The sequence below is a fragment of the Patiriisocius sp. 208BN25-11 genome (genome assembly GCF_058147145.1).
Genome location: NZ_JBYVJY010000001.1, coordinates 280276 through 303369, shown reverse-complemented (window position 1 = coordinate 303369; position 23094 = coordinate 280276). Strand labels below are relative to the sequence as shown.

The window sequence follows — 23094 nt, the reverse complement described above, 5'->3', positions numbered from 1 at the left end:
GGAAAAGCCTCCCTCTAGGGCTGGGGGTAAACTTTTCAATTCCATTGTGAGTTTCATTTAAAAATTTGTAAAGTATTATACAGAATTATAAGATTGTTTAAAAGCCCCGTCATTTGTGATGGGGCTATCTTTTTGGAAGACTACGAATAATCAAAATCTAAGTACATACTAAAGTTGTGTTAAACTTCGTTTGCCTTTCGAAGTGTTTCCTCAGCTTTATAGCATCATTCAATCAACTAACGAACAATCAATCTCATTTATGAAACACTTGCTTTTTTGTGTGGCTTTTTTCTTTGCAGCTACAGCATTTACACAAGAATTTAAAATTACAGGAACCCTTACAGATGCTGTTGACGGTACACCGCTAGAATCGGCAACGGTTTATGTAGAAAAGCCTAAAGATTCTACACTAGTTACTTACACTATCACAGATAGAAAAGGGAAATTCGAACTACTAGGAGAAACAGGAGTTCCAGAGGTAGATCTTACCATTAGTTATATTGGTTATAAACCTTTTAGAAAGTCTGTTTCTTTGGCTTCCAGCCGAAATATTAGCTTAGATACGATTGCATTAGCGCAAGCTACCGAGCGCTTGGATGGTATTACTATTAAGGGGGTTCGTGCTCCTGTTACTATTAAACAAGATACTTTAGAATTTAATGTGGCTTCTTTTAAGACAAAGAAAGATGCCAATGTAGAAGACTTATTAAAAAAGCTGCCAGGCGTTGCCGTAGATGCCGAAGGAAATATTACCGTAAATGGAAAGCCTGTAAATAAAGTTCTTGTCAACGGAAAACCCTTTTTTGGAGATGATCCCACCATTGCAACTAGAAACTTAACCAAAGAAATTGTAGAGAAAATTCAAGTAACAGATACCAAAACAGATAGTGAAGCCTTTACCGGAGAAGCTGGTGATGATCAAAATAAAACCATTAACATTACCATAGATGAAGAGAAAAACAAAGGTGTGTTTGGTCGTGTGGCAGCTGGCGGTGGAACCGATGAGCGATTCGAATTTGCTGGGCTTGTAAATTATTTTGATAATGATTTAAGAGTAAGTGTACTCGGGGGAGGGAATAATACCAATTCGCCAGGTTTTAGTTTTGGAGAACTCAATAAAATGTTTGGTGGTGCGCGCTATGTTTCTGTAAGTGAAGGTGGTGCTATTAATTTTGGAGGTAGAAATTTTGGGGGCGGACAAGGGATCACCAATTCAAGAGTAGGTGGAGCCAATTTTGCCGATAACTACGGAAAAGAGACAGAACTCTCTGCAGATTATTTTTATTCGGCTTCCAACTCGTTTAATGACGAAACTCGAAATAGAGAAAACATATTACCAGACGATCGTTTCTTCTCTGATGCTACTTCAAGCAGCACAAGTGAGTCTGATGCACATAATGTGAATCTCAATTTTAAAACAGAAATAGATTCTACTTTTCAAATTAATTTGAGGCCAAGATTTGGGTATACCGAAGCTACTTCTAGAAACACAGACGATGAGGTTTCGAGACGTCTCGATGGTGAGTTAACAAACCAATCTTCGAGTAATCAAATTTCAGAAAATACCCGTAAAAACTTTGAAAACGAACTCTCATTAACAAAGCGCTACGGAAGCAAAGGCGGATTTGTAAAACTCGAAATAGAGAATGTAAATAGTAGAGATGATACCCAAGATCGTGTGCGAAGTACGGCAGAGATTTTTGGTCAAAATCCAGAAACCATAGTGAGAAACCAGCGAACTCAAGGAGAGCAAAAGAGAGACCAGTATACCATTAGCACACGTTTTAGATATCCTATTTTGGCAAAGAAACTGTTTGTAGATCTACGATATGAATATGAAAACAATGATAGAGAAGACGTACAAAGTGTATTTGATTTTGATGATGTCTCGCAAGATTTTTCGCTCTTTAATGAAGAACAAAGTACCGCTTTTGAGAATACAGATGAAAGCTCAAAGCCAGAGCTTGGAGTTACCTATAGAGATAAAAAGTTAAGAGCTAGTTTCCGCGCTGGTTATGTGTTTAGAACCTTAAAAAGTAATGATGCCTTAAGAGATATTCGTTTTGATAATGATTTTAACGCCCTTGAAATGAATGCTCGATTGAGTTACAGGTTTAGTCAGAAATTTAGTGTTTATAGTAGTTATCGTTTGAGTAACAACGCACCAAGTGTAGGTCAGTTGTCACCATTTATAAACGTTTCTAACCCTTTAAATATACGTCAGGGTAATCCAGATTTAAAGCCTAGCAACACACATAGAATGTACTTTGGTGCTAATAATTATGACTACCAAGCCCGGTCTGGTTTTTACTCCTATGGAAATTTTGATGTTACAAACGATGCTGTAGTTGCAAAAACTACAGTGGACGAAAATTTTGTAAGAACAACGACCTATACCAACGTAGATGGTGTCTACAATATTGGTGGAAACTTTGGATATGAGAAAAAAATTAAATTAGACTCTATAAAAACAGTGGGGTATAATGTTGGGATAAGTTTAAATACCAACAGAAGTGTAAACTTTAATAATGACATCCAGTATGCAAGTAATACCACTACGTATGGGCCGGATATAGGATTAGATTTTATTTGGGAAGATATCTTAGAAATTAGTCCTTCGTACAATCTTAATTACACGAAAAACAGTTTTGATATTGCCTTGTTTGAAGATCGAGAATTCTTGCAGCACAATGCGCGTTTACGAACGAGTTTAACCTTGTTTAAAGGACTTACATGGGATAATGATGTGCGCTACAATTATAATCCTGATGTGGCAGAAGGGTTTCAGAAGAGTTCCGTTTTTTGGAACAGTACGGTTTCGTATGCAGTACTTAAAGACAAGGGCTTGATTACCTTAAAGGCCTATGATATCTTAGATCAAAATACCAATGCTCGAAGAACAGCAACGGCAGATTACATACAAGATTTACAGAGTACTGTCTTGCAACAATATTTTATGTTGAGTTTTAGCTATAAATTTAACACCCTAGGTAAAAAAGGAGAAACAGGCGATGATAATTTTTGGTTTAATTGATTCTAGTTGGTGAATTGTGATTAGTGATTGGTTGTAAAGAAGTAAAAATTTAAAGTTATTTAAAACAATTCCCCCCTTGAGCGTTGATTTACTATAATGTGGCAATAACAAATTTATCGTCGTGAATTTTCATTTTCCCCGCCCTTCCGCGTGTCGCAGGAGCTTTAGCGGAGGCGCAAAGAGTGAGAAAATTCACTGAATTAAGAAAAAGCCACTCTTTAGTCCCAAAACTTCGGGAGGAGATTAGTTTTTGCTAAGATTATTGCCACTAACTGAGAATTCTCCCCTTGAGGGGAGTTTGAGGGGTGTTTAAGCCAAGCTTTTGGCTTAGAAAAACATTTTCAAATCAACTAATTTTTAAATCTTCAAATTTGCAACGCTGCCAACTGCTACTGAACAATGTATACTTATTTATTTTCACCCGTCACCCGTCACCCGTCACCCATCATCAAACAGCAACCTTAACTCAAAAGAATACACGCAATGGTTATTAGAGCTGGCACAGTTTGTACAAACAAAATTTTCTTATCGGCGGTAAACGTACCATAGATTCCAGCAACAGCAACACAACCTAAAAAGAAAAGAGCAACGTTGGTATACCATTCTGGGGTTTTAATAAAGAAGGTCCAAATCAATCCTGCGGCTAAAAAACCATTGTACAATCCTTGATTGGCAGCCATGGCTTTGGTAGGCGTAAATAAGTCTCTTGGGAAGTTTCTAAATACTTTAGGTCCGCGCGATTCCCAAGCAAACATTTCAAACCATAAAATATAGAGGTGAATAAAGGCAATGAGCCCTATAAGGATTTTTATAAGTAATTCCATGTGCTTGGTTTTGATTTAAAGATAGGGAAAAATGGTGAGTGATGATTAGTGATTAGTCAACAGTGAGTGGTTTTAGAATGTAAATATTCAAAGTTGGATAAAATAATTCTCCCCTTGAGGGGAGTTAGAGGGGTGTCAATGCAAAGGCTTGAAAAGAGTTAGTGTCTTTAATTTGTTTTAAAGATTATCCTAAGCTTGTTGAAGGATAGTGTCACTATTGTAGTGGTCGTTAAAACAAATAAAACCCTTCGACAGACTCAGGGTGACAAGTCCAATGTATGATAAGTTCTAAGGAGATAGGGTATCAAAAAACCCCGACCAAAAAGGAAGGGGTTCTGTTGTTTAATATTTCCGAAGTAAAAAAACTTAGTCTTTCAATAAACCTCTAGAGATTACAATTTTTTGAATCTCACTTGTTCCTTCGTAGATCTGAGTGATTTTTGCGTCACGCATCATACGTTCTACATGGTATTCTTTTACAAAACCGTTTCCACCGTGTACTTGAACAGCTTCTACAGTAACATCCATAGCCACTTTACTTGCTTTTAATTTTGCCATGGCACTAGACATGTCGTAGTTATTTCCATTGTCTTTGTCCCAAGCAGATTTGTATACCAAGTAACGTGCGGCTTCAATTTCTAAGTGCATATCAGCCAATTTAAATGCAATGGCTTGGTGGTTGCAAATTTCTGTACCAAATGCTTTTCTTATTTTTGAGTAATCACGTGCCATTTCGTAAGCTCCTCCTGCAATTCCTAATGCTTGTGCAGCAATACCAATACGTCCTCCAGAAAGGGTCTTCATGGCGAACTTGAAACCAAATCCGTCTTCACCTATTCTATTTTCTTTAGGAACTTTTACATCATTAAAGTTTAAGGTGTGTGTATCACTTCCTCTAATTCCTAATTTATCTTCCTTAGGACCTACTTCAAAACCTTCCCATCCTTTTTCAACGATGAAAGCGTTAATTCCTCTGTGTCCTTTTTCTCTATCTGTTTGTGCTATAACCAAGTAAAAATCTGCACTACCACCATTGGTAATCCAGTTTTTAGTTCCATTTAAAATGTAATGGTCCCCTTTATCTATAGCTGTTGTTTTTTGCGAAGTTGCATCACTTCCAGCTTCTGGCTCACTCAAACAAAAAGCACCAATAGACTCACCTGTAGCCAATTTGGTAAGGTATTTTTGTTTTTGTTCTTCGGTTCCGTATTGTTCGATACCGTAACAAACCAATGAGTTGTTTACAGAAACAATTACAGAACAAGAAGCATCTACTTTACTTAATTCTTCTACAACAATCGCATAACTAAGCGTATCCATACCGCCACCGCCGTATTTTGGATCTACCATCATTCCTAAGAAACCAAGCTCTGCCATTTTCTTTACTTGCTCTGTTGGAAATTCTTGCTTGTTGTCACGTTCAATAACACCAGGTAGTAATTCTTGTTTTGCAAAATCACGAGCTGCCTCGCGGATCATTAAGTGTTCTTCTGAAAGATTAAAATCCATGTTTGTAGGGTTTTTATAGCATTTTTAAAAGTGGTGCAAAGATACGTCTAAAAAAGAGAATTTTAAAACCCTATTTTATACTTAAAATCTTGACTATATTTACCTTAAATGAAACAGGAAAATTACAGAGTGATAGGAGTCATGAGTGGTACCTCATTAGACGGGGTTGACTTGGCGTTATGTACTTTTAATTTCTCTGAAACAATAAGCTATACCATCGAGGAAGCTGTAACTGTTCCATATCCTCAACATTGGAAAACAAAACTCAAAGAAGCGGTTTCTTTTTCTTCGGAAATGTTAGCGGCCCTAGATGTTACTTATACTCAATATCTAGGGGGATTAATCCAATCATTCATTCATGAACACAAACTCGAAGATATAGATGCAGTTTGCAGTCATGGACATACCATTTTACATCAGCCAGGAGCGGGTATTACCTTACAAATTGGGAATCTAAAGGAAATTTCAGAAATTATTGGAATCACAGTCGTCTGTAATTTTAGAGTACAGGATGTAAAGCTTGGCGGACAAGGAGCACCACTAGTACCCATAGGAGATCGCTTGCTTTTTAATGAATACGATTATTGTTTGAATTTAGGAGGCTTTGCAAATGTTTCTTGTGAACAAGATGGAACCAGAATTGCCTATGATATTTGTCCGGTAAACATTGTGATGAACGCTTATGCAGAAAAAGCCGGAAAGCCCTATGATGAAAATGGAGATTTAGCAAAAAGTGGCACTGTTTTATTGGCAAAATCGAATCAATTACGCAACTTACCCTATTACAATCTCCCAGCGCCAAAGTCCTTAGGCTTAGAGTATGTTTTAGAAGAAGTCCTTCCTATTTTAAACGCTTCTTGTGCAACTCCAGACGATACTTTACGAACTTTTACAGACCATATTGCCGAACAAATTGCAAGGCAGTTTAAAAAAGGCAGCCGTGTCTTAGTTACGGGTGGTGGCGCTTATAATGGGTATTTGTTGTCGCAAATTAAAGCTAACAAAGAAGTGGAACTTGTTGTTCCAGATAGTACCTTGTTAGAATTTAAAGAAGCCTTAATTTTCGGTTTGTTGGGCGTGTTAAAGCTCCGTGAGGAGGTGAATTGTTTGGCAAGTGTTACGGGAGCGAGTAAGGATCATAGTAGTGGGGAGGTTTTTAGACCGCTGCGCTGATAGACCGTTCACTTCGTTCACTGATAGAATATAGACCGCTTCGCTGATGGAGGTTTATGAGTTTAGGTGTTTGTTTTTGGAAATAAGTCCATGCTCCATGTTCCATGTTCCGTTTTGTTTATGAGTTTATGTGTTGAAGAGTTTAGTTTTTAAATACTCCAAAGTTCTAAAGGAATTAAGTTTAGAGGTTTATGTGTTTAGAAGTTTGGATGTAGTTGCTATTTTTAAATTTTGCTAATTGCTAATTGCTAATTGCTAATTTTCTTAAAATTTTCCAAATCAGATTCTTGTTCATTTTTCTAGCGGTATCTTTGAGACAACAAAAAAGAATATGGCACCCAAAGAAAAAAAACCAGATCAAGTAGTGTTTGATGAGGAGACACAAAAATACAGTGCTTCGCTTACCCCTTATGCTACAAACTTGGGAGCTCCTGCCATAATTCCAGATGATGTTACTTCTTGGAAAAACAGCAATATTAGTAAGGTAAATCATCAATTTAAATCTCAGTTTGATGATCTCAAGGCGCAGTACGATGCTATGATGCAACAGTTTGAATACAATAATCTTATCTATAGTGCGAAATTTAGTTTTGAGCCTGTGCTAGGAGAAAACTACCATTTGTATTGCAAAGAGAATGGCAATGTTTGGTTGTCGCTTATTTCACCCAATGAATGTAACTGGGATTTTGTTGGAACGTTTAGGTTAAATAGTGACAAGATGTGGGAACGCCTAGAAGTGAATCAAGAGGTATAATTTCCCAAAGCTTACGGCATCATTTTGTTTACAAAATTGGCTGATAATTTTTTTTGAAAAGCCCCGAATAGCACCTTCCAATTTTTTATATTTGTCTAAACACTTCAAAGCTTCAGCGAAGAAGTGTCATTTTTATGTTGATTTTATTACATCTCAACAAACGAAATTTAGATAACCAACTCAAAATCTTTCAAGATGACCCAGCTTTAGCTATGCTTTTGATCCTCTACTATTTCCGAAGAAGGAAATTTCAAAAAAACCAAGTCAAAAAGCATAATGTATTACCATGAAAGAATTACTTAAAAAATACGAAGAAAAAGCACCAGAAATAGTGTTCCACTGGAACGACTCTGAAACCGAAGCAGAAGGTTGGACCGTCATAAATTCTCTTAGAGGCGGGGCCGCTGGAGGAGGAACCAGAATGCGTGTTGGATTAAATGAAAATGAAGTACTATCGCTTGCAAAAACAATGGAGGTGAAATTTACTGTGAGCGGACCAGCCATTGGTGGGGCAAAATCTGGGATTAACTTCAATCCGCACGACCCACGTAAAAAAGGCGTGTTAGAACGTTGGTACAAAGCCGTTTCTCCATTACTTAAATCGTATTACGGCACGGGTGGTGATTTAAACGTAGATGAAATTCATGAAGTAATCCCCATCACCGAGCAAAGTGGTGTTTGGCATCCGCAAGAAGGTGTTTTTAATGGGCACTTTACCCCCACAGAGGCTGATAAAATTAACCGTATTGGACAATTGCGCCAAGGGGTCATCAAAGTACTAGAGAACACAACATATTCGCCAGACGTTTCAAAAAAATATACCGTAGCAGACATGATTACGGGGTACGGTGTTGCTGAGGCGGTACGTCATTACTACGATATTTATGGAGGAGATGTACAAGGAAAAAGAGCCATTGTACAAGGGTTTGGAAACGTAGGAGCTGCCGCTGCCTATTATTTGGCACAAATGGGAGCCAAGGTCGTTGGAATTATAGATCGTGTGGGTGGAGTGATTAACCCTGACGGATTTTCTTTTGAAGAAATTACAGCACTATACCATCAAAAAGATGGCAATACATTGGTGGCAGATAACATGATTCCTTTTGAAGAGATGAACGAGAAAATTTGGACTTTAGAGTGCGAAATTTTTGCGCCTTGTGCTGCGTCTCGCCTCATCACCAAAGAACAAATTAGTACCATGATCGATACAGGTCTTGAAGTGATCTCTTGTGGGGCTAATGTACCTTTTGCTGATAAAGAAATTTTCTTTGGTAGCATTATGGAATATACCGACGAACGTGTTTCACTGATACCAGATTTTATTAGCAATTGTGGTATGGCAAGAGTATTTGCATATTTCATGGAACGCAAAGTACAAATGACAGATGAGGCTATTTTTATGGATACCTCAAATACTATTAAAAAGGCCATTCAAGATACACATGCTGCCAATAACAGTACAACCAATATTAGTAAAACTGCTTTCGAAATTGCGTTAAAGCAGTTGGTTTAACCATCATACAAAACATAATTTATGGAGTCGATTATTATTTTAATTTTTGTAATAGGGTATTTATCTATTACGCTAGAGCACCCTTTAAAATTAGACAAAACAGTTCCTGCACTTATCATGGCATCACTAATTTGGGCGGTGTTGGCTATTGGGTTTCAAGCAGGTTGGTTTGATGTAATTGACACCTATGAAAATGCATTTAATTTTGCAAGCGGAGGACACGAAGCCGAACATGGTTTTGAAAACACCCTATTGCATCATCTCGGAAAGACGGCAGAAATTCTCATCTTCTTAATTGGTGCCATGACCATTGTAGAGATTATAGATCTTCACCGCGGTTTTGAAGTATTAAAAGGAGCTGTAAAGACGAAAAGCAAGAAGAAGCTGTTGTGGATTATAGGAATTTTAGCTTTTATTCTTTCTGCAATTATAGACAACCTTACGGCTACCATTGTACTGGTGACCTTGTTACGAAAATTAATCACTCAGAGAGAAGAGCGTTTGTGGTATGCTGCCATGGTTGTAATCGCTGCCAACGCAGGTGGTGCATGGTCTCCTATTGGAGATGTAACTACAACCATGTTGTGGATTGCTAAAAATGTAACAGCGGCAGGACTTATACAGTATGTCGTAATCCCTTCGATTGTATGTTTTATCATTCCTTTTGGTATCGCTATGTACTTGCCAGCTTTTAAAGGGGAAATTCATGTAGAAGACAATGAAGATGTAGAAGCTGAACGATTGTTAAGTAGTAAGACCATGTTGTTTTTAGGTCTAGGAATGATTGTCTCTGTACCTGTATTTAAAACCCTAACCCACTTGCCTCCATATATTGGGATGATGCTTGCTTTGGGTGTTGTTTGGTTGGTGTCTGAGTACATTCATCCAGAAGAAGATTTTAGTAAAGAACGTCGTCATTTATACTCAGCTCACAAAGCCTTGTCGCGTATTGAGATTTCGAGTATTTTATTTTTCTTAGGAATCTTAATGGCGGTTGCTGGACTAGAAAGTTTGGTCTATGGTGTTGCAGAAAATGGAGACCCTGTAGGTACACTGCGTTATCTAGCTGAAATTTTAAACGAGGCTATTCCGTCCCAAGACATTGTAGTAATGTTATTGGGTGTGTTGTCTGCAATTATTGACAATGTACCATTGGTAGCTGCTTCAATGGGAATGTACACTGCCGAAACAGATAGTTTATTGTGGCACTTTATTGCATATTCTGCCGGTACGGGTGGAAGCATGTTGATCATTGGATCGGCTGCAGGTGTTGCAGCAATGGGAATGGAGCGCATCGATTTTATCTGGTATCTTAAAAAAATAGCTTGGTTAGCATTTATTGGTTTTGCTGCTGGTGCAGTGGTGTTTATATTGCTTACTGGTGGTACGGCTGGAGCTTAATATGAGAGTAATATTTTGGGTTTCTGAAATATAAGTCTCCAAGTAGCGTCCTTTATTTTTGATATTCTGCCTGTGGTGCAAACTAAGTTTGATGCGTTCAAAAAGGCAATGGTATTAGATACAATTTTAAAACTCAAATCTCGTTAACAACCTATAAACCTCTTATTTTATGCTAAACTTCTTTATTCAGGAAGCTGCACAAGACGCTGCAGAACTAGAACCCGAAGTAACAGAAAAAACATTGTCAATCATGGAGCTCATCGTCAACGGTGGGACTGGTGGTATGATTATTATTGGCACACTTGCCGTTTTGCTTTTTGTTGCCTTATATGTCTATTTTGAACGCCTCTTTGCCATTAAAGCAGCCTCAAAATACGATACCAATTTCATGAATCAAATTAGAGACAATGTCGCTAGTGGAAATTTACAAGCAGCAAAAGTGTTGTGTGTACAACAAAGCACTCCAGTGTCTAGGTTGACTGAAAAAGGAATTAGTAGAATTGGAAGTCCATTAGAAGACATTAATACAGCTATTGAAAATGCAGGAAGATTAGAGGTGTATAAATTAGAAAAGAATGTGAGTATCCTTGCAACAATAGCTGGGGCAGCTCCAATGATTGGTTTCTTAGGTACCGTAATTGGAATGGTGTTGGCCTTTCATCAATTAGCAACCAGTAGCGGACAAGCAGAGATGGGCTTGTTAGCCGAAGGTATCTACACTGCCATGACCACAACCGTAGCAGGATTGATTGTTGGTATTATTGCTTATATGGGATATAATCATTTAGTAGTAAAAACAGACAAAGTAGTACATCAAATGGAAGCGACTGCTGTTGACTTCCTGGATCTGTTAAACGAACCTGCTTAATATATGAACCTACGAGGAAGAAATAAAGTAAGTCCCGAGTTTTCTATGAGCTCCATGACAGATATTGTATTCTTGTTGTTGGTGTTCTTTCTATTAACCTCTCCGGCGATTACACCTGATGCCTTAGATTTAATATTACCAAAAGCAAAAGGGAAGAGTACAAATGTTCAAAAAGCAAGTGTCAGTATTACAAAAGACGGCGCCTACTACGTTAATAAAGAACGCGTTACAGAATATACAATAGAAAAGACATTACAAAGCGCCTTAGCTGGACAAGAAGAACCAACGTTAATATTAAGAGCAGAAGAAGGAGTGCCTATAGAAGATGCCGTTTTTGTAATGGATATTGCTAACAAGAATAGTTTTAAAGTAGTGCTTGCGGTAAGACCTAATTAAATCGAAATTCCATAGAGTCTAACGTAACAGTTCCACCTAACACCTTATACCTAATGCCTCTATTAGATACAGAACATAAAAAGAAAAGTATGAAGATTACAGTGCTGTTGTATGCATTGTTAATCTTACTGTTGTTTTTTGTGGGGATGGAATATTTGGATCCACCACCAGAGAATGGTATTGCGGTAAACTTTGGTACAACCGAAACCGGGAGTGGAAAGGTACAGCCTACTGAGGCGATTAAATCTGCTCCAAAAGTGACTACCCCACCACCTGTTGCTGAACCAGAACCAGAGGTGAAAGAGGATGTTGTGACTCAGGATACTGAAGACGCACCAGTTATTAAAAAGGAGGAGAAAAAAGAAGTAAAAAAGGAGACACCTGTTAAGGAAGAGCCTAAAAAAGAAACACCAAAAGAACCAGTTCCAGATCCAGAACCTACTCCAGACAAGAGTACTACAGATGCGCTTTCTAATTTAATTAACGGTCCAAAAAGTGATGGTACTGCAAAAGGAGGAGAAGGAGATGATGCTACTTCAGGCGACAAAGGCGATCCAAATGGGGATCCTAATGCCCAAAGTTATTATGGTACAGGTAAGGGTTTGGATGGAGATGGGAACTATCAATTAGGAGGTCGTAAAGCACTCAATAAAGAAAAGTTTGTACAAGATTGTAATGAATCTGGCACCGTAGTAGTAAGTATTGAGGTCGATAGAAACGGCCGTGTTATTAGTGCTACTCCTGGAGTTCGTGGTACTACCAATAATTCGAGATGTTTGTTAGAACCTGCAAAACGTGCTGCTTTAGCCACTCGTTTTAATTCAGATAATAAAGCCCCTACCAAACAAATTGGTAAAATAGTCTACAGGTTTAGTCTCTCAGAATAGTAAAATCAAGTACTTGTGTTTTAGTTACATTTTTTTTGTTTTAAAATTAATTGTAGTTTTAGGCGCCCCAAATTTGATGTAAACTATTTTGACTAGAAAAGTCCTTATATACTCAGCAGTTGCTGTAGGTATGGCCTCTGTTGTAATTTCACTTACTGCAGGGAATGAATATACCATATACACAAAACCGCTCTTCTTGATATTGCTTTTTGTTATGTATAGCCTGACAGTTAAAAAGGCAAACATATTATTGTTTACAGCTTTGTCTTGTGTGCTTGTAGGGGAGATACTAGTGGCAAAAGATTTTGAAGCTAATTTCTTCTACATTTCCATATTGTTTGGAAGCTTTTTTGGTCTAGGTTTTTTGTTGTTACTACCCATAGTTAAAAAAACACAAGCTAAAGGTGATGGTGTAGATGTAATCACTATTTGTATTGCAGGAGCTGTTTTTGTCTATTTGGTATTGTCTACTTTTTTCTTATCAACTAGCATCCTTCAAACCTATATCACATTTGGGATTGCTACCTTATGTTTTTGTCTTTTTGTTATTTCATGTTTTTATATTGGGGGATATCAAAAATCTAAACAAAGTACTTTTTTACTAATCGTTGGTTTAGGATATACTGTAGTGTGCATAGGTTCTATAATATACGAGTTGTTAGTGCCTTCTCCAGTAATTCTAGGGCTTGTAAATCTAAGCGAGGTTGCAGCGCAATTTTTCTTTGTGTATTCTTTACTATATGTGGATGATAAAGAAGCAACAAAACAATACATTTTTTAATTGCTAATTTTCAAGCCTCCTAACTTTTAACTAAGGTTAAAGCTTTCTTTACTTCATTTTTTGTATGTAACTTTTCGGTATCTTTAAGCAAAAATTGTTCCTCATGAAAATGTTATCTATTTTACTTTTTGCATTTACTCTTTTTAGTTGTTCAGATAGTATAGAAACTGCTAAAGAAGAAACGAAAACTACACCGCATGATTTTATGTTTATGCAGCGTGCATATCCAACTGGACAATTAAAAACAAATGCTTACAGAGAAGCTGCTCTATGGAAAAAAGAGAATCTTACTCAGAGACAGGTAATGACAGAGATATGGGAGTTTGTTGGTCCTTTAAATACAGGAGGCAGAATTACCGATGTTGAGATTCCTGTTAATGATGAAAATACCTATTATGTAGGTGCTGCATCAGGTGGGATTTTTAAAACTACCGATGCCGGTGTCACTTTTAACCCTATTTTCGATAACCAAGAGATGCTATCTATTGGAGATATCGAGATATCTAAATCAAATCCAAATACACTATGGGTAGGGACTGGTGAGGTAAATGCAGGTGGAGGCTCTTTGGCATATGATGGTGATGGTGTATATCGTTCTACAGATGCAGGTATTACTTGGGATTCTCGCGGCTTACCAAATGTCGGAAGTATAGGAAAAGTGCTTATTCATCCAAATGATGATAATACGGTATTCGTTGGGGCTATGGGACCGTTATTTAAAAATGACCCCAATAGAGGGGTTTATAAAACAACAGATGGAGGTGCTACTTGGGAGCAAGTTTTGTTTGTAAGTGATATGACTGGTATTATCGATATGGCAATGCATCCTACAAATGGCGATATTTTATATGCAGCAGCTTGGCAACGGGTAAGAAGACCAAACAATAGAATCTATGGTGGTGAAGAGTCTGGCTTGTATCGCTCTACAGATGGTGGAGCTACTTGGACCGAAATGACAAATGGCCTTCCAACAATAGGATCTCAAAAAGGACGTATTAGTATTGCAATTTCGCAGTCAAATCCTAATGTTTTGTATACGCGTTATGCAGATGCAACAGGAAATATTCAGGGTGTTTATCGATCAAATGATGGCGGAGACTCTTGGGAAGAACGTAATTCTAGTCAGTTAACCAATGTTGGATTTCATTGGTGGTTTAGAGGAATCTATATAGATCCAACCAATGAAGATATCATCTACAATGTAGATTTTCGAGTACAGAAATCTGTAAATGGTGGGCAAAGTTGGAGTAATTCTTTTGGGAATGCTCACGTAGATCAGCATGCCATGGCATTTTCGCCAACCAATGCAAATAATGTGCTTCTAGGGAATGATGGAGGATTATATGTAACCGAAAATGGAGGGTCGTCTGCTTCAAAGTTTACCACACTTCCAATTACACAACTGTATCGCTTTCATGTAGATGCACAAGATGATAACAAAATCTATGCAGGTTCTCAGGATAATAATACCATACGCACCACAACAGGGGCTACCGATAATTGGAATCCAATTTTTGGAGGCGATGGTTTTCAGCCTTTAGTGGATCCTACTAACACAAATGTAATTTATGCTTTATCACAACGTGGTAATCTTGGGAAGTCAACAAATAACGGTGCTTCATTCTCTAATGCAATGAATGGTATAGCTAGTGCAGATAGAAAAAATTGGGATACCCCTATTGCACTAGATCCAGCAGATTCTCAAACACTTTACTATGGAGCAAATCGTTTGTATAAAACAACAAATGCGGCTGGAAACTGGACTGCTATAAGCCCAGATCTAACAGATGGACCTTATGCTGGAAATTTAACATTTGGTACTATTATAAGTATTAGTGTGTCTCCTTTTGATAGTGATATTATTTATGTTGGAACAGACGACGGTAATGTCTGGATTACAACCAATGGTGGTGGAGACTGGAATAATATCTCGGCAACCTTACCAGATCGTTGGGTTACTAGCGTACTTGCAGATCGTGAAGATATTAATACGGTGTACGTCACATATTCTGGATACCGTTTTGGCGAGAACGAAGGACATGTTTACAAAAGTGAAGACAGAGGTGCTAATTGGGAGGATATTTCCGCAGGAATCCCTGATATCCCTATCAATGATATTGTAAAAGATAGTTACGGAAATATATTTGTTGCTACAGATGTTGGAGTTGTTGCTTCAGGAGATGAAGGTCTAACTTGGAACGTGCTAGCGCCTAATTTACCTTCTGTACCTGTAACAGACATGCACATTCATGAAGCTAGTGAATATTTGTATGCGGCAACCTATGGACGCTCTAGTTATAAAATTAACATTGCTGAAGATATTTTAAATACGAACGAGAATACCTTCGGAAATACTATAGGGTTGTATCCAAATCCTGCGCATGATACAATCACAATAACTACTCAAGAGACTGGAGCTATACAGTCTGTTACTATTTATGATGCATTAGGTAGAGTAGTGCTAGATGAAGTGTTTAAGGCTATTGAAAAAACAATTCGTTTGTCAGTGGCATCTCTTCCCAATGGAGTTTATTATGTTTCTATTGACCAGAATAATAGACAGATCACAAAAAAATTGATTAAAAACTAATGGTATTAAAACTTACAATTTTTGACAACACAATTTTTTAAAATCTCTTCCCTTCTTGTTGGAATATTAACTGTTTTAGTAGGTTTCTTTTTTGGAAATGAACCTTATACGATAGGCAAAGTACTTTTCTATATAGTATTAATGACCTATTATTATACAGCTACTAAAAAAATTCATCTATTATTATTGGTTGGTGTTTTTGCAGCTTTTTTAGCAAAATATTTATTTGATCTTGATTTTGAAAAATACTATGTACCCTTTGTGCTTTGCTATACCGAATGCTATGTGGGTGGAATAATTATTTTATTTCCATTGCTTAAAAAATCCCTTATTAGGATAAAAGGAACAGATGTCTTGTTTGCTAGTATATCAATTTTTGTATTTGGTTATGTTCTTATTGAAGTTTTTTCGCTGTCGACAGACCGTTTAAATGAGTATTTTTTCTTTGGACTTTTATCATTGGCTTTTTCATTATTTGTTAGTTGTTGTTTCTATATAGCTGCATTTAATGATCATCCAAAAAAAATTATTCTTTTTATCACTGGTCTTTTAAATCTACTAGCAGGAACAGGTGCAATGATCTATGTGTTTTATATGCAAACCCCTTATTTTCTTCTGGTTATTAATATGCTAGAAATAATGACATTTTTTAGTTTTGTTTATTTTATGATTCACATTTCAGAAAAAAGAGAATTAAATAAAAACTACATTTAAAATTAGAGCGTTATCAATTTCAAAGAAGCAACAAACTGGCTTTTTAATCAACTGCCCATGTATCAACGTGTGGGGAAAGCTGCCTATAAAATAGACTTGTCTAATACTTTGTTATTGGCAGGCTATTTAGGGAATCCTCATCATGATTTTAAAAGCATCCACGTAGCGGGTACCAATGGAAAGGGATCTACGAGTCATATGCTGGCTTCTGTATTGCAAGAAGCAGGATACAAGGTTGGATTGTATACTTCTCCACATTTAAAAGACTTTAGAGAGCGTATTAAAGTGAATGGCAAAATGATAGCCAAGCGATCGGTGTCCTCTTTTGTAACAAAACATCAAGATTTTTTTAAAGAACAAAAGTTGTCTTTTTTTGAAATGACAGTTGGTTTAGCATTCGTTGAGTTTTCTAAGCAAAAAGTAGATATTGCGATTATTGAAGTAGGGTTAGGAGGTAGGCTCGATAGCACCAATATTATTACACCCGAAATAAGTGTAATTACAAATATAGGACTAGATCATACTCAGTTTTTAGGCACTACACACACTGCAATTGCTGCAGAGAAAGCTGGAATAATCAAAAAAGGAGTGCCGGTTGTGATAGGAGAAACCATTCCAGCAACAAAAAAGGTGTTTAAAGATATTTCAGCAGAAAGGAAAGCCCCTATTGTCTTTTCGGAGAAGCAAAATAGTGAAGTATATGACTGTGATTTAAAAGGAAGTTACCAACAAGTAAATCAACGTACTGCTCAAGTGGTGTTGAACGAACTTCAAAAAAAAGGATTTCATATTTTAGAAAAACATCGTAAGGATGGCTTCGGAAATGTTATAAAAAATACAGTCTTGTTAGGTAGATGGCAAATTTTAAAGGAGTTCCCTTTGGTGATTTGCGACACTGCTCATAATAAAGAAGGGCTCTTATTAACCATGAAGCAATTAATTAATACGCCACATCGAGCATTGCATATTGTTTTTGGAGTGGTTGGTGATAAAGATCTTGATAGTGTACTTCCTTTATTGCCTCAAAAAGCAACGTATTATTTTTGTGAACCCAACATTTCAAGAGCACTCTCAGTTAAGACCTTGAAAGAGAAAGCAAGCGCTTATCAATTAAATGGGATGGAGTACCCTTCTGTTAAAAAGGCAGTCAAGGCCGCGGAAAGAAGTGCTCATAGAGATGATGTTGTGTATGTGGGGGGAAGCACCTTTGTAGTTGCTGAGGTTGTGTAGGATTCTTTTGAGTTAAATGTATAAAAAAAGACTTCCTATTTGGAAGTCTTTTTTGTGGGCGCGAAGGGATTCAGCCTGTCCCGAATTTACTTCGGGAAACCCCTGACTCTCTCGATGTTACATCGGGATGCTCTGAACCAACTGAGCTACGCATTTATTAGTTTTTCTATCATTTTTCGACTCTTCCATTTCTTGATTTGTTTTTCTCTAGCCATAGCTTGAGCTTTAGTTTCAAATGGTTCTGTATGTTTTACAATCCAATCATTAGCTCTTCCTGTAAAGCCTTTATGTTTCCATATGTGATTGTCAAGTCGTTTAGTTATTTCTTTGGTATAACCAACGTAGTATTTATCTAAAGTTTCAGAATATAGTATGTAGGTGTAGAAATTCATTGCAAAAAAAATCCCCACATGATATGTGAGGATTAAGTGGGCGCGAAGGGATTCGAACCCCTGACCCCTTGGGTGTAAACCAAGTGCTCTGAACCAACTGAGCTACGCGCCCGATTATTTTTTTTCAGGATTCGGAAACCTGACTCTCCCGATGTTACATCGGGATGCTCTGAACCAACTGAGCTAAGCGCTCTAACTTTGTTAGCGAGTGCAAATATAAACTAGATTTTAATACCCACAAACAAATAGTTCTAAAAAAATAAAATATTTTTAGATGTTAACGCTAAGTGTCACGCTACAAGAGGGTTGTGTATTTAACAAAAAATCATCATTATTTTGTTAATAAATGCACCGTGTTTTTGGTCTGAAAATAGGTCCCGAATTTTATTTTTGTTAGTGATTCATGGAACCAAGACAACTACAAATTGGAGATAAAATGTACAATGCAAAGCAAGATGGCTTTGAAGACTTTGTGCGTTATAGTTTTTCAGAAGTTGTTGAGCTTACAAAGACCTTAGCAGTACTTAAGAACGGTGTTCGTCTGGTAAATAGACCGCGGACTTCTTTTTTAGAGGATATAGGCTATTGCGTTTCTCAAAAAAAAGGGATCCATTGGCATTTGCTGACGATAGAGGTTATTAGAAAAGCACAGATAGAAAATCAAAAAATTGCAATACATGATTGGTTTGAAACCAAAGAGTTTTCTTTTGAGGAAAAAAAGAAAATTTATAGTCAGCTCTCAGTCTAATTTATCTAATCAATTTCTCATACGATCCTTTATTTAGTTTATGGATAGGCTATCTTCACAAGAAAAACAGCCTATTATGAAAACAACAATCTCTTTTTTTACGTTATGTCTTACCTTTTTAACTACTGCACAAAATTATAATGGAGCAGAGAGTGTTGATTGGGATCCTGTTAATAATCAATGGTTGGTTTCTAATGGAGGACAAATGGTCACAGATGATGGTGATGGTAATCTTGATTTCTTTGGAAATGCGCAGGCTTCTTTTGGGCTTGAGGTAATAGATAATGTAGTGTTTGCTATCAATGGCATTTCTATAAGGGGGTATGATTTAACAACTCAGCAAGAATTAGTTTCGGTATCAATTCCTGGATCTGGGTTCTTAAATGGTATGGGTAGCGATGCTGCAAATAAGATACTGTATGTGAGTGATTTTAGTCAAAATAAAATTCATGCTATTAATGTGACAGATTTTAGCAACCCCATAGTAACAGAAATAGTTCCTAATACTGGGCAAACACCTAATGGTGTTTTATACGATGAAGGAAATAACAGATTGTTATTTGGTACATGGGAAGGAAATGCAAAAATCAAAGCTGTAGATTTAACAGATAATAGTATAAGTACTATAATTTCTACGGGACTTGGGAATATAGATGGGATTATTCGCTACAATAATGAGTATTATATTTCTACATGGGGTCCGTCGAGAATAACTAAGTATGCATCAGATTTTTCTTCATCTGAAATAATAACAACTCCTACCATCAATAGTCCTGCTGATATAGGAGTAAATCCAGATGGTGTTTTGGCAATACCTATTGGGAACAATGTTGTTTTTGTAAACCTAGGAGAGACTGCAGGAGTCAATTACTTGGATGCAACAAGCATTAATTTTCAACTTTCCGAAAACCCTGTTACAGCCGCGAGTTTTGTACAATTTGAGTTATTCGAACCCGCTTTGTATAGCATGACCTTAAGTTCGATAGAAGGAAAACAATTATCTCAAATGGTTTCTACCTCTAGTGCTGTCGGATTGCAACGTATTCCAATTTCAAATGTAGCTTTATCACAAGGTATTTATTTCTTGACGTTACGAATGAACGGACGGTCGTTAACTACTAAAGTTCTAGTTACAAACTAATTTTTCAGAAATTATAAAACATCAAGTATGCGCTCCAGAGCCATGCCTCTCGATGCTTTTATGAGAATGTTGCTATCTTTGGGTTTGTTTTGTAAAAGCGCCTCTTTAAGGGCTTCAAATGATTTGTATTGATGGATGTTTTGAGAAGTTGTACTTGTGTTACTGAAATGTTCTCCAATGAGGTATATTTCGTTAATGCTGCTTTGCGTTAGGTAGGTCACAATATTTTGATGTTCTTCTTCTGAAATATCCCCTAATTCAAACATATCTCCTAAAAAAACAATTTTTGAGCTCGCATTAGTGCTGCTAAAGTGTTCTAGTGCTGCCATCATACTTGTGGGATTAGCGTTATAAGCATCTAGGGTGATGCTATTTGTGCCTTTGTTGATTATTTGAGATCTATTATTGGTTGGAATGTAGTTTTCTATCGCTTCTTTAATAGCTACTAGAGGAATGTTGAAATATTTTCCTATGATTGCGGCTGCGCAAATATTTGTAAAATTATAAGCTCCGATAAGATGCGAAGTAATGATGGTGTCTTCGATTTTTAGAGACACATATGGATCTGCACTTACTTTGGTGATTTTATAAAAAGAAGTATCGGTTTCACTAAAGCCAATTTTAGGAATATAGTTGGCTAACAACTTTTTTTGAGTGGGGTCATCAGCATTTAAAAAGATGTTTGCTTTATGTTTGACAAGGTATGCGTACAATTCACTTTTTCCTTCAATTACTCCTTGTAAACTTCCAAAACCTTCTATATGTGCCTTTCCGAAATTTGTAATATAACCAAAGTTGGGTTGCGCAATTTGAGATAATGCTGCAATTTCCTTTTTGTGGTTTGCACCCATTTCTACAATGCCAATTTCTGTTTCCTTGGTCATCGATAGTAATGTAAGAGGAACACCAATGTGATTATTGAGATTGCCTATTGTAGCAGTGGTATTGAATTTTTTTGATAGTACTACATTGATTAATTCTTTTGTGGTTGTTTTTCCGTTACTTCCCGTAAGTGCTATAATGGGAATTCCAAGTTGTTGTCTGTGGTAGGTAGCAAGTTTTTGGAGTAATTCAAGGCTGCTTTTACACAAGATAGTTTCTCCAGTGTTTTTGTGCTGTGATATATCGTCTATAATTACCTTGTAAGCTCCTTGGTTTAGTGCTTCTTGGGTAAAGTTATTCCCGTTGAAGTTGTCGCCTCTTAAAGCTACAAATAAGCAATTTTTTGTAATTTTTCTCGTATCGGTACAAATACCAGAACTATCTAAAAAGTGTGAGTAAAGGGTCTCTAATTTCATGAAAATAAAGATATGAAAAAACCCTCTTAAGAAAATTACTTCAGAGGGTTTTGTAGTTGTATGTCGAACAATTTTTTAGTGTCTTGCTCTCTTAGATTTTTTAGATTTTGAACCTACACGTGACATTGCACATCTAAACCCGATATAATCTGTTGCCATATCCTGTGGGAAGTAACGTCTTTGCGCTGGATCTAACCAGTAGTCTCTATCTCTCCAAGATCCTCCTTTATAAACCCGCACTTCGTTGTTTACAAGCGTGGTTCTGTTAGATGATTTGTCAAATTGACGATCCATTCCTCCACCAAGACTGTCTTCTACCGCACCAACTCTATGTGTTGGAGAGTTGTACATTCTTTTGTTAGGATCTTCTTCCTCCTCTTCTTCACCAAAAGATTGGTAGTAGCGTGTTGAACGCTTGTCACCATCTCTATAATCACGGTTATCACTTTCAGAGAATTGAGTTCTTAAGTACGTTTCATTTTCGTCAACTGGTACTTGAAGTATTTCACCTGGTAAGTCTCTAGCGACAATTTTACCATTACTTAGGGTATCGTATACGATAGAATCCATAGTAACCACTTTAACTCTACCATTCTCGTCAATGGCATTTTTAGTATAAACATTACCACGGTAGTAGTTGAAGTCATTAAATTCATCATCTACAATTGGTCTGTATACATCAGCAACCCATTCGGCAACGTTACCAGCCATGTCATATAATCCAAAATCGTTTGGTTCGTATGATTTGATTTCAGCAGTAATATCTGCTCCATCATCACTCCATCCAGCAATACCACCATAATCACCATCACCTTGCTTGAAGTTAGCTAATTGGTCACCACGTGATCTTCTTTTTCCAGAACGAGTGTATTGTCCGTCCCATGGGTATTTTTTTCTACCTCTATACACATTGTAGTTACGTAAACTTACCAAACCAATTGCTGCGTATTCCCACTCAGCTTCGGTAGGTAGTCTGTAAGATGGTAATAAAAGACCATCTTTTCTTTGGATGTATAGGTTGGTGCTATCTTTACTTCTTTTTTCAATAGATTTAGATTTCTTTCCTCCTCTAGTGATTGAGTCGTTTCCTCCGTATGTTTGTGTAGGAGCATTTAAATACGTTTCAGTACTAAATGTTTGCCCTGGCTCAACGTTGTAACGAGCATTTCTAGAAGTTACTCCTTCTTCTTCAAGAATAAGTTCATTTACTCGATCGGTTCTCCAGTTACTAAATTCTACTGCCTGAACCCAACTAACACCAACAACAGGGTATTCTGCGTAGGCAGGGTGTCTTAAGTAATTGTTCGTCATTACTTCATTGTATCCAAGACGGTTTCTCCAAACTAAAGTATCTGGCAAAGCACCTTCATAAATTCTTCGGTATTCTTCGTTTTCTGGTGGAAATACTTCTTTAATCCAATCTAGATATTGAAGATACATGAAGTTAGTAACTTCTGTTTCATCCATGTAGAAAGACTGAACATGCTGTTGATTTGGAGTATTGTTCCAATCATGCATTGGATCATCTTGTACTTTACCCATAGTAAAGGTACCACCTTCAACAAAAACAAGACCTGGTCCTGTTTCTTGTTCTGCGTATTTGCTGTTTTTTTGTGGGCCTCCCTCTTTTGAGTTTAGTTTCCATCCAGTAGCACGAGAACTGTCTTTGTAGTCTCTTGATTTGTTACAGCTTACAATTAAAGTAGTTGTAAGTAGTAAAATAAGTAGCCTAAAGGCTAGGTTTTTAGTTAAGTTCATAGTTTAAATTATGAAGAAATTGGGTTCGCAATATAGTAATTAACGACAAAATTGCAATATTATTTTATAATTAATTGATTGTT

At 36.9% G+C, this 23094-nt stretch carries 19 protein-coding genes and 2 tRNA genes; 14 read left to right on the top strand and 7 right to left on the bottom strand.

Annotated elements, in window-relative coordinates:
- Window positions 1-259 precede the first annotated feature (259 nt).
- Complete coding sequence (locus ACY2RS_RS01485; protein WP_490096821.1) at window positions 260-3034, top strand: outer membrane beta-barrel protein; 2775 nt, start codon at window positions 260-262, stop codon at window positions 3032-3034.
- Window positions 3035-3495: 461 nt separating this feature from the next.
- Here the strand turns inward: ACY2RS_RS01485 and ACY2RS_RS01480 are convergent, their stop codons facing one another.
- Both ACY2RS_RS01480 and ACY2RS_RS01475 read right to left on the bottom strand, forming a co-directional pair.
- A complete protein-coding gene (locus tag ACY2RS_RS01480) occupies window positions 3496-3858 on the bottom strand; it encodes a DUF1304 domain-containing protein (RefSeq protein ID WP_490096820.1) in 363 nt (120 codons plus the stop codon).
- A 366-nt stretch (window positions 3859-4224) separates the two neighbouring features.
- Window positions 4225-5367: an acyl-CoA dehydrogenase gene (locus ACY2RS_RS01475; RefSeq protein WP_490096819.1), complete on the bottom strand. Its 1143-nt coding sequence runs from the start codon at window positions 5365-5367 to the stop codon at window positions 4225-4227.
- Window positions 5368-5475: 108 nt separating this feature from the next.
- On the opposite strand from ACY2RS_RS01475, the gene ACY2RS_RS01470 reads away from it, so the two are divergent.
- The 11 genes from ACY2RS_RS01470 to ACY2RS_RS01420 all read left to right on the top strand — a co-directional run bounded on the left by ACY2RS_RS01470 (window position 5476) and on the right by ACY2RS_RS01420 (window position 17674).
- A complete protein-coding gene (locus tag ACY2RS_RS01470) occupies window positions 5476-6540 on the top strand; it encodes an anhydro-N-acetylmuramic acid kinase (RefSeq protein ID WP_490096818.1) in 1065 nt (354 codons plus the stop codon).
- Window positions 6541-6871: 331 nt separating this feature from the next.
- Complete coding sequence (locus ACY2RS_RS01465; protein ID WP_490096817.1) at window positions 6872-7294, top strand: DUF2452 domain-containing protein; 423 nt, start codon at window positions 6872-6874, stop codon at window positions 7292-7294.
- Window positions 7295-7580: 286 nt separating this feature from the next.
- Window positions 7581-8807, top strand: a complete 1227-nt coding sequence (locus ACY2RS_RS01460) for a Glu/Leu/Phe/Val dehydrogenase dimerization domain-containing protein (protein WP_490096816.1) — start codon at window positions 7581-7583, stop codon at window positions 8805-8807.
- 21 nt (window positions 8808-8828) lie between these two features.
- Entirely contained in the window at window positions 8829-10208 is a 1380-nt protein-coding gene (gene nhaD, locus ACY2RS_RS01455; protein WP_490096815.1) for a sodium:proton antiporter NhaD, read from the top strand.
- 169 nt (window positions 10209-10377) lie between these two features.
- Window positions 10378-11076: a MotA/TolQ/ExbB proton channel family protein gene (locus ACY2RS_RS01450; protein WP_490096814.1), complete on the top strand. Its 699-nt coding sequence runs from the start codon at window positions 10378-10380 to the stop codon at window positions 11074-11076.
- Window positions 11077-11079: 3 nt separating this feature from the next.
- Window positions 11080-11472, top strand: a complete 393-nt coding sequence (locus ACY2RS_RS01445) for an ExbD/TolR family protein (protein ID WP_490096813.1) — start codon at window positions 11080-11082, stop codon at window positions 11470-11472.
- Between the two features lie 53 nt (window positions 11473-11525).
- The gene (locus ACY2RS_RS01440) at window positions 11526-12359 is read left to right on the top strand and encodes an energy transducer TonB (RefSeq protein ID WP_490096812.1); all 834 of its coding nucleotides are present in this window, start codon (window positions 11526-11528) and stop codon (window positions 12357-12359) included.
- Between the two features lie 88 nt (window positions 12360-12447).
- Entirely contained in the window at window positions 12448-13140 is a 693-nt protein-coding gene (locus tag ACY2RS_RS01435; protein ID WP_490096811.1) for a hypothetical protein, read from the top strand.
- A 103-nt stretch (window positions 13141-13243) separates the two neighbouring features.
- Entirely contained in the window at window positions 13244-15730 is a 2487-nt protein-coding gene (locus tag ACY2RS_RS01430) for a T9SS type A sorting domain-containing protein (RefSeq protein WP_490096810.1), read from the top strand.
- A gap of 21 nt (window positions 15731-15751) precedes the next feature.
- Window positions 15752-16444: a hypothetical protein gene (locus ACY2RS_RS01425; RefSeq protein WP_490096809.1), complete on the top strand. Its 693-nt coding sequence runs from the start codon at window positions 15752-15754 to the stop codon at window positions 16442-16444.
- Between the two features lie 57 nt (window positions 16445-16501).
- Window positions 16502-17674: a bifunctional folylpolyglutamate synthase/dihydrofolate synthase gene (locus ACY2RS_RS01420; RefSeq protein ID WP_490096808.1), complete on the top strand. Its 1173-nt coding sequence runs from the start codon at window positions 16502-16504 to the stop codon at window positions 17672-17674.
- A gap of 55 nt (window positions 17675-17729) precedes the next feature.
- Here the strand turns inward: ACY2RS_RS01420 and ACY2RS_RS01415 are convergent.
- The 3 genes from ACY2RS_RS01415 to ACY2RS_RS01405 all read right to left on the bottom strand — a co-directional run bounded on the left by ACY2RS_RS01415 (window position 17730) and on the right by ACY2RS_RS01405 (window position 18178).
- Window positions 17730-17826, bottom strand: a tRNA-Leu gene (locus tag ACY2RS_RS01415).
- Window positions 17821-18066, bottom strand: a complete 246-nt coding sequence (locus ACY2RS_RS01410) for a GIY-YIG nuclease family protein (RefSeq protein WP_490096807.1) — start codon at window positions 18064-18066, stop codon at window positions 17821-17823. Before ACY2RS_RS01410 ends, ACY2RS_RS01415 begins: the two co-directional genes overlap by 6 nt.
- A 37-nt stretch (window positions 18067-18103) precedes the next feature.
- Window positions 18104-18178: transfer RNA gene (locus ACY2RS_RS01405), tRNA-Val, on the bottom strand.
- A 291-nt stretch (window positions 18179-18469) separates the two neighbouring features.
- Between ACY2RS_RS01405 and ACY2RS_RS01400 the strand changes: the two genes are divergently transcribed.
- Both ACY2RS_RS01400 and ACY2RS_RS01395 read left to right on the top strand, forming a co-directional pair.
- On the top strand, window positions 18470-18814 hold the full coding sequence (locus ACY2RS_RS01400; RefSeq protein WP_490096806.1) for a pyruvate kinase: 345 nt from the start codon (window positions 18470-18472) through the stop codon (window positions 18812-18814).
- Between the two features lie 76 nt (window positions 18815-18890).
- Entirely contained in the window at window positions 18891-19955 is a 1065-nt protein-coding gene (locus ACY2RS_RS01395) for a YncE family protein (RefSeq protein ID WP_490096805.1), read from the top strand.
- A gap of 11 nt (window positions 19956-19966) precedes the next feature.
- Here ACY2RS_RS01395 and ACY2RS_RS01390 read toward each other — a convergent pair whose 3' ends face one another.
- Window positions 19967-21253 (bottom strand): UDP-N-acetylmuramoyl-tripeptide--D-alanyl-D-alanine ligase, encoded by a 1287-nt coding sequence (locus ACY2RS_RS01390; protein ID WP_490096804.1) that lies wholly within the window; start codon window positions 21251-21253, stop codon window positions 19967-19969.
- Between the two features lie 75 nt (window positions 21254-21328).
- Window positions 21329-23011: a gliding motility lipoprotein GldJ gene (gene gldJ, locus ACY2RS_RS01385; protein WP_490096803.1), complete on the bottom strand. Its 1683-nt coding sequence runs from the start codon at window positions 23009-23011 to the stop codon at window positions 21329-21331.
- Between the last annotated feature and the right edge of the window lie 83 nt (window positions 23012-23094).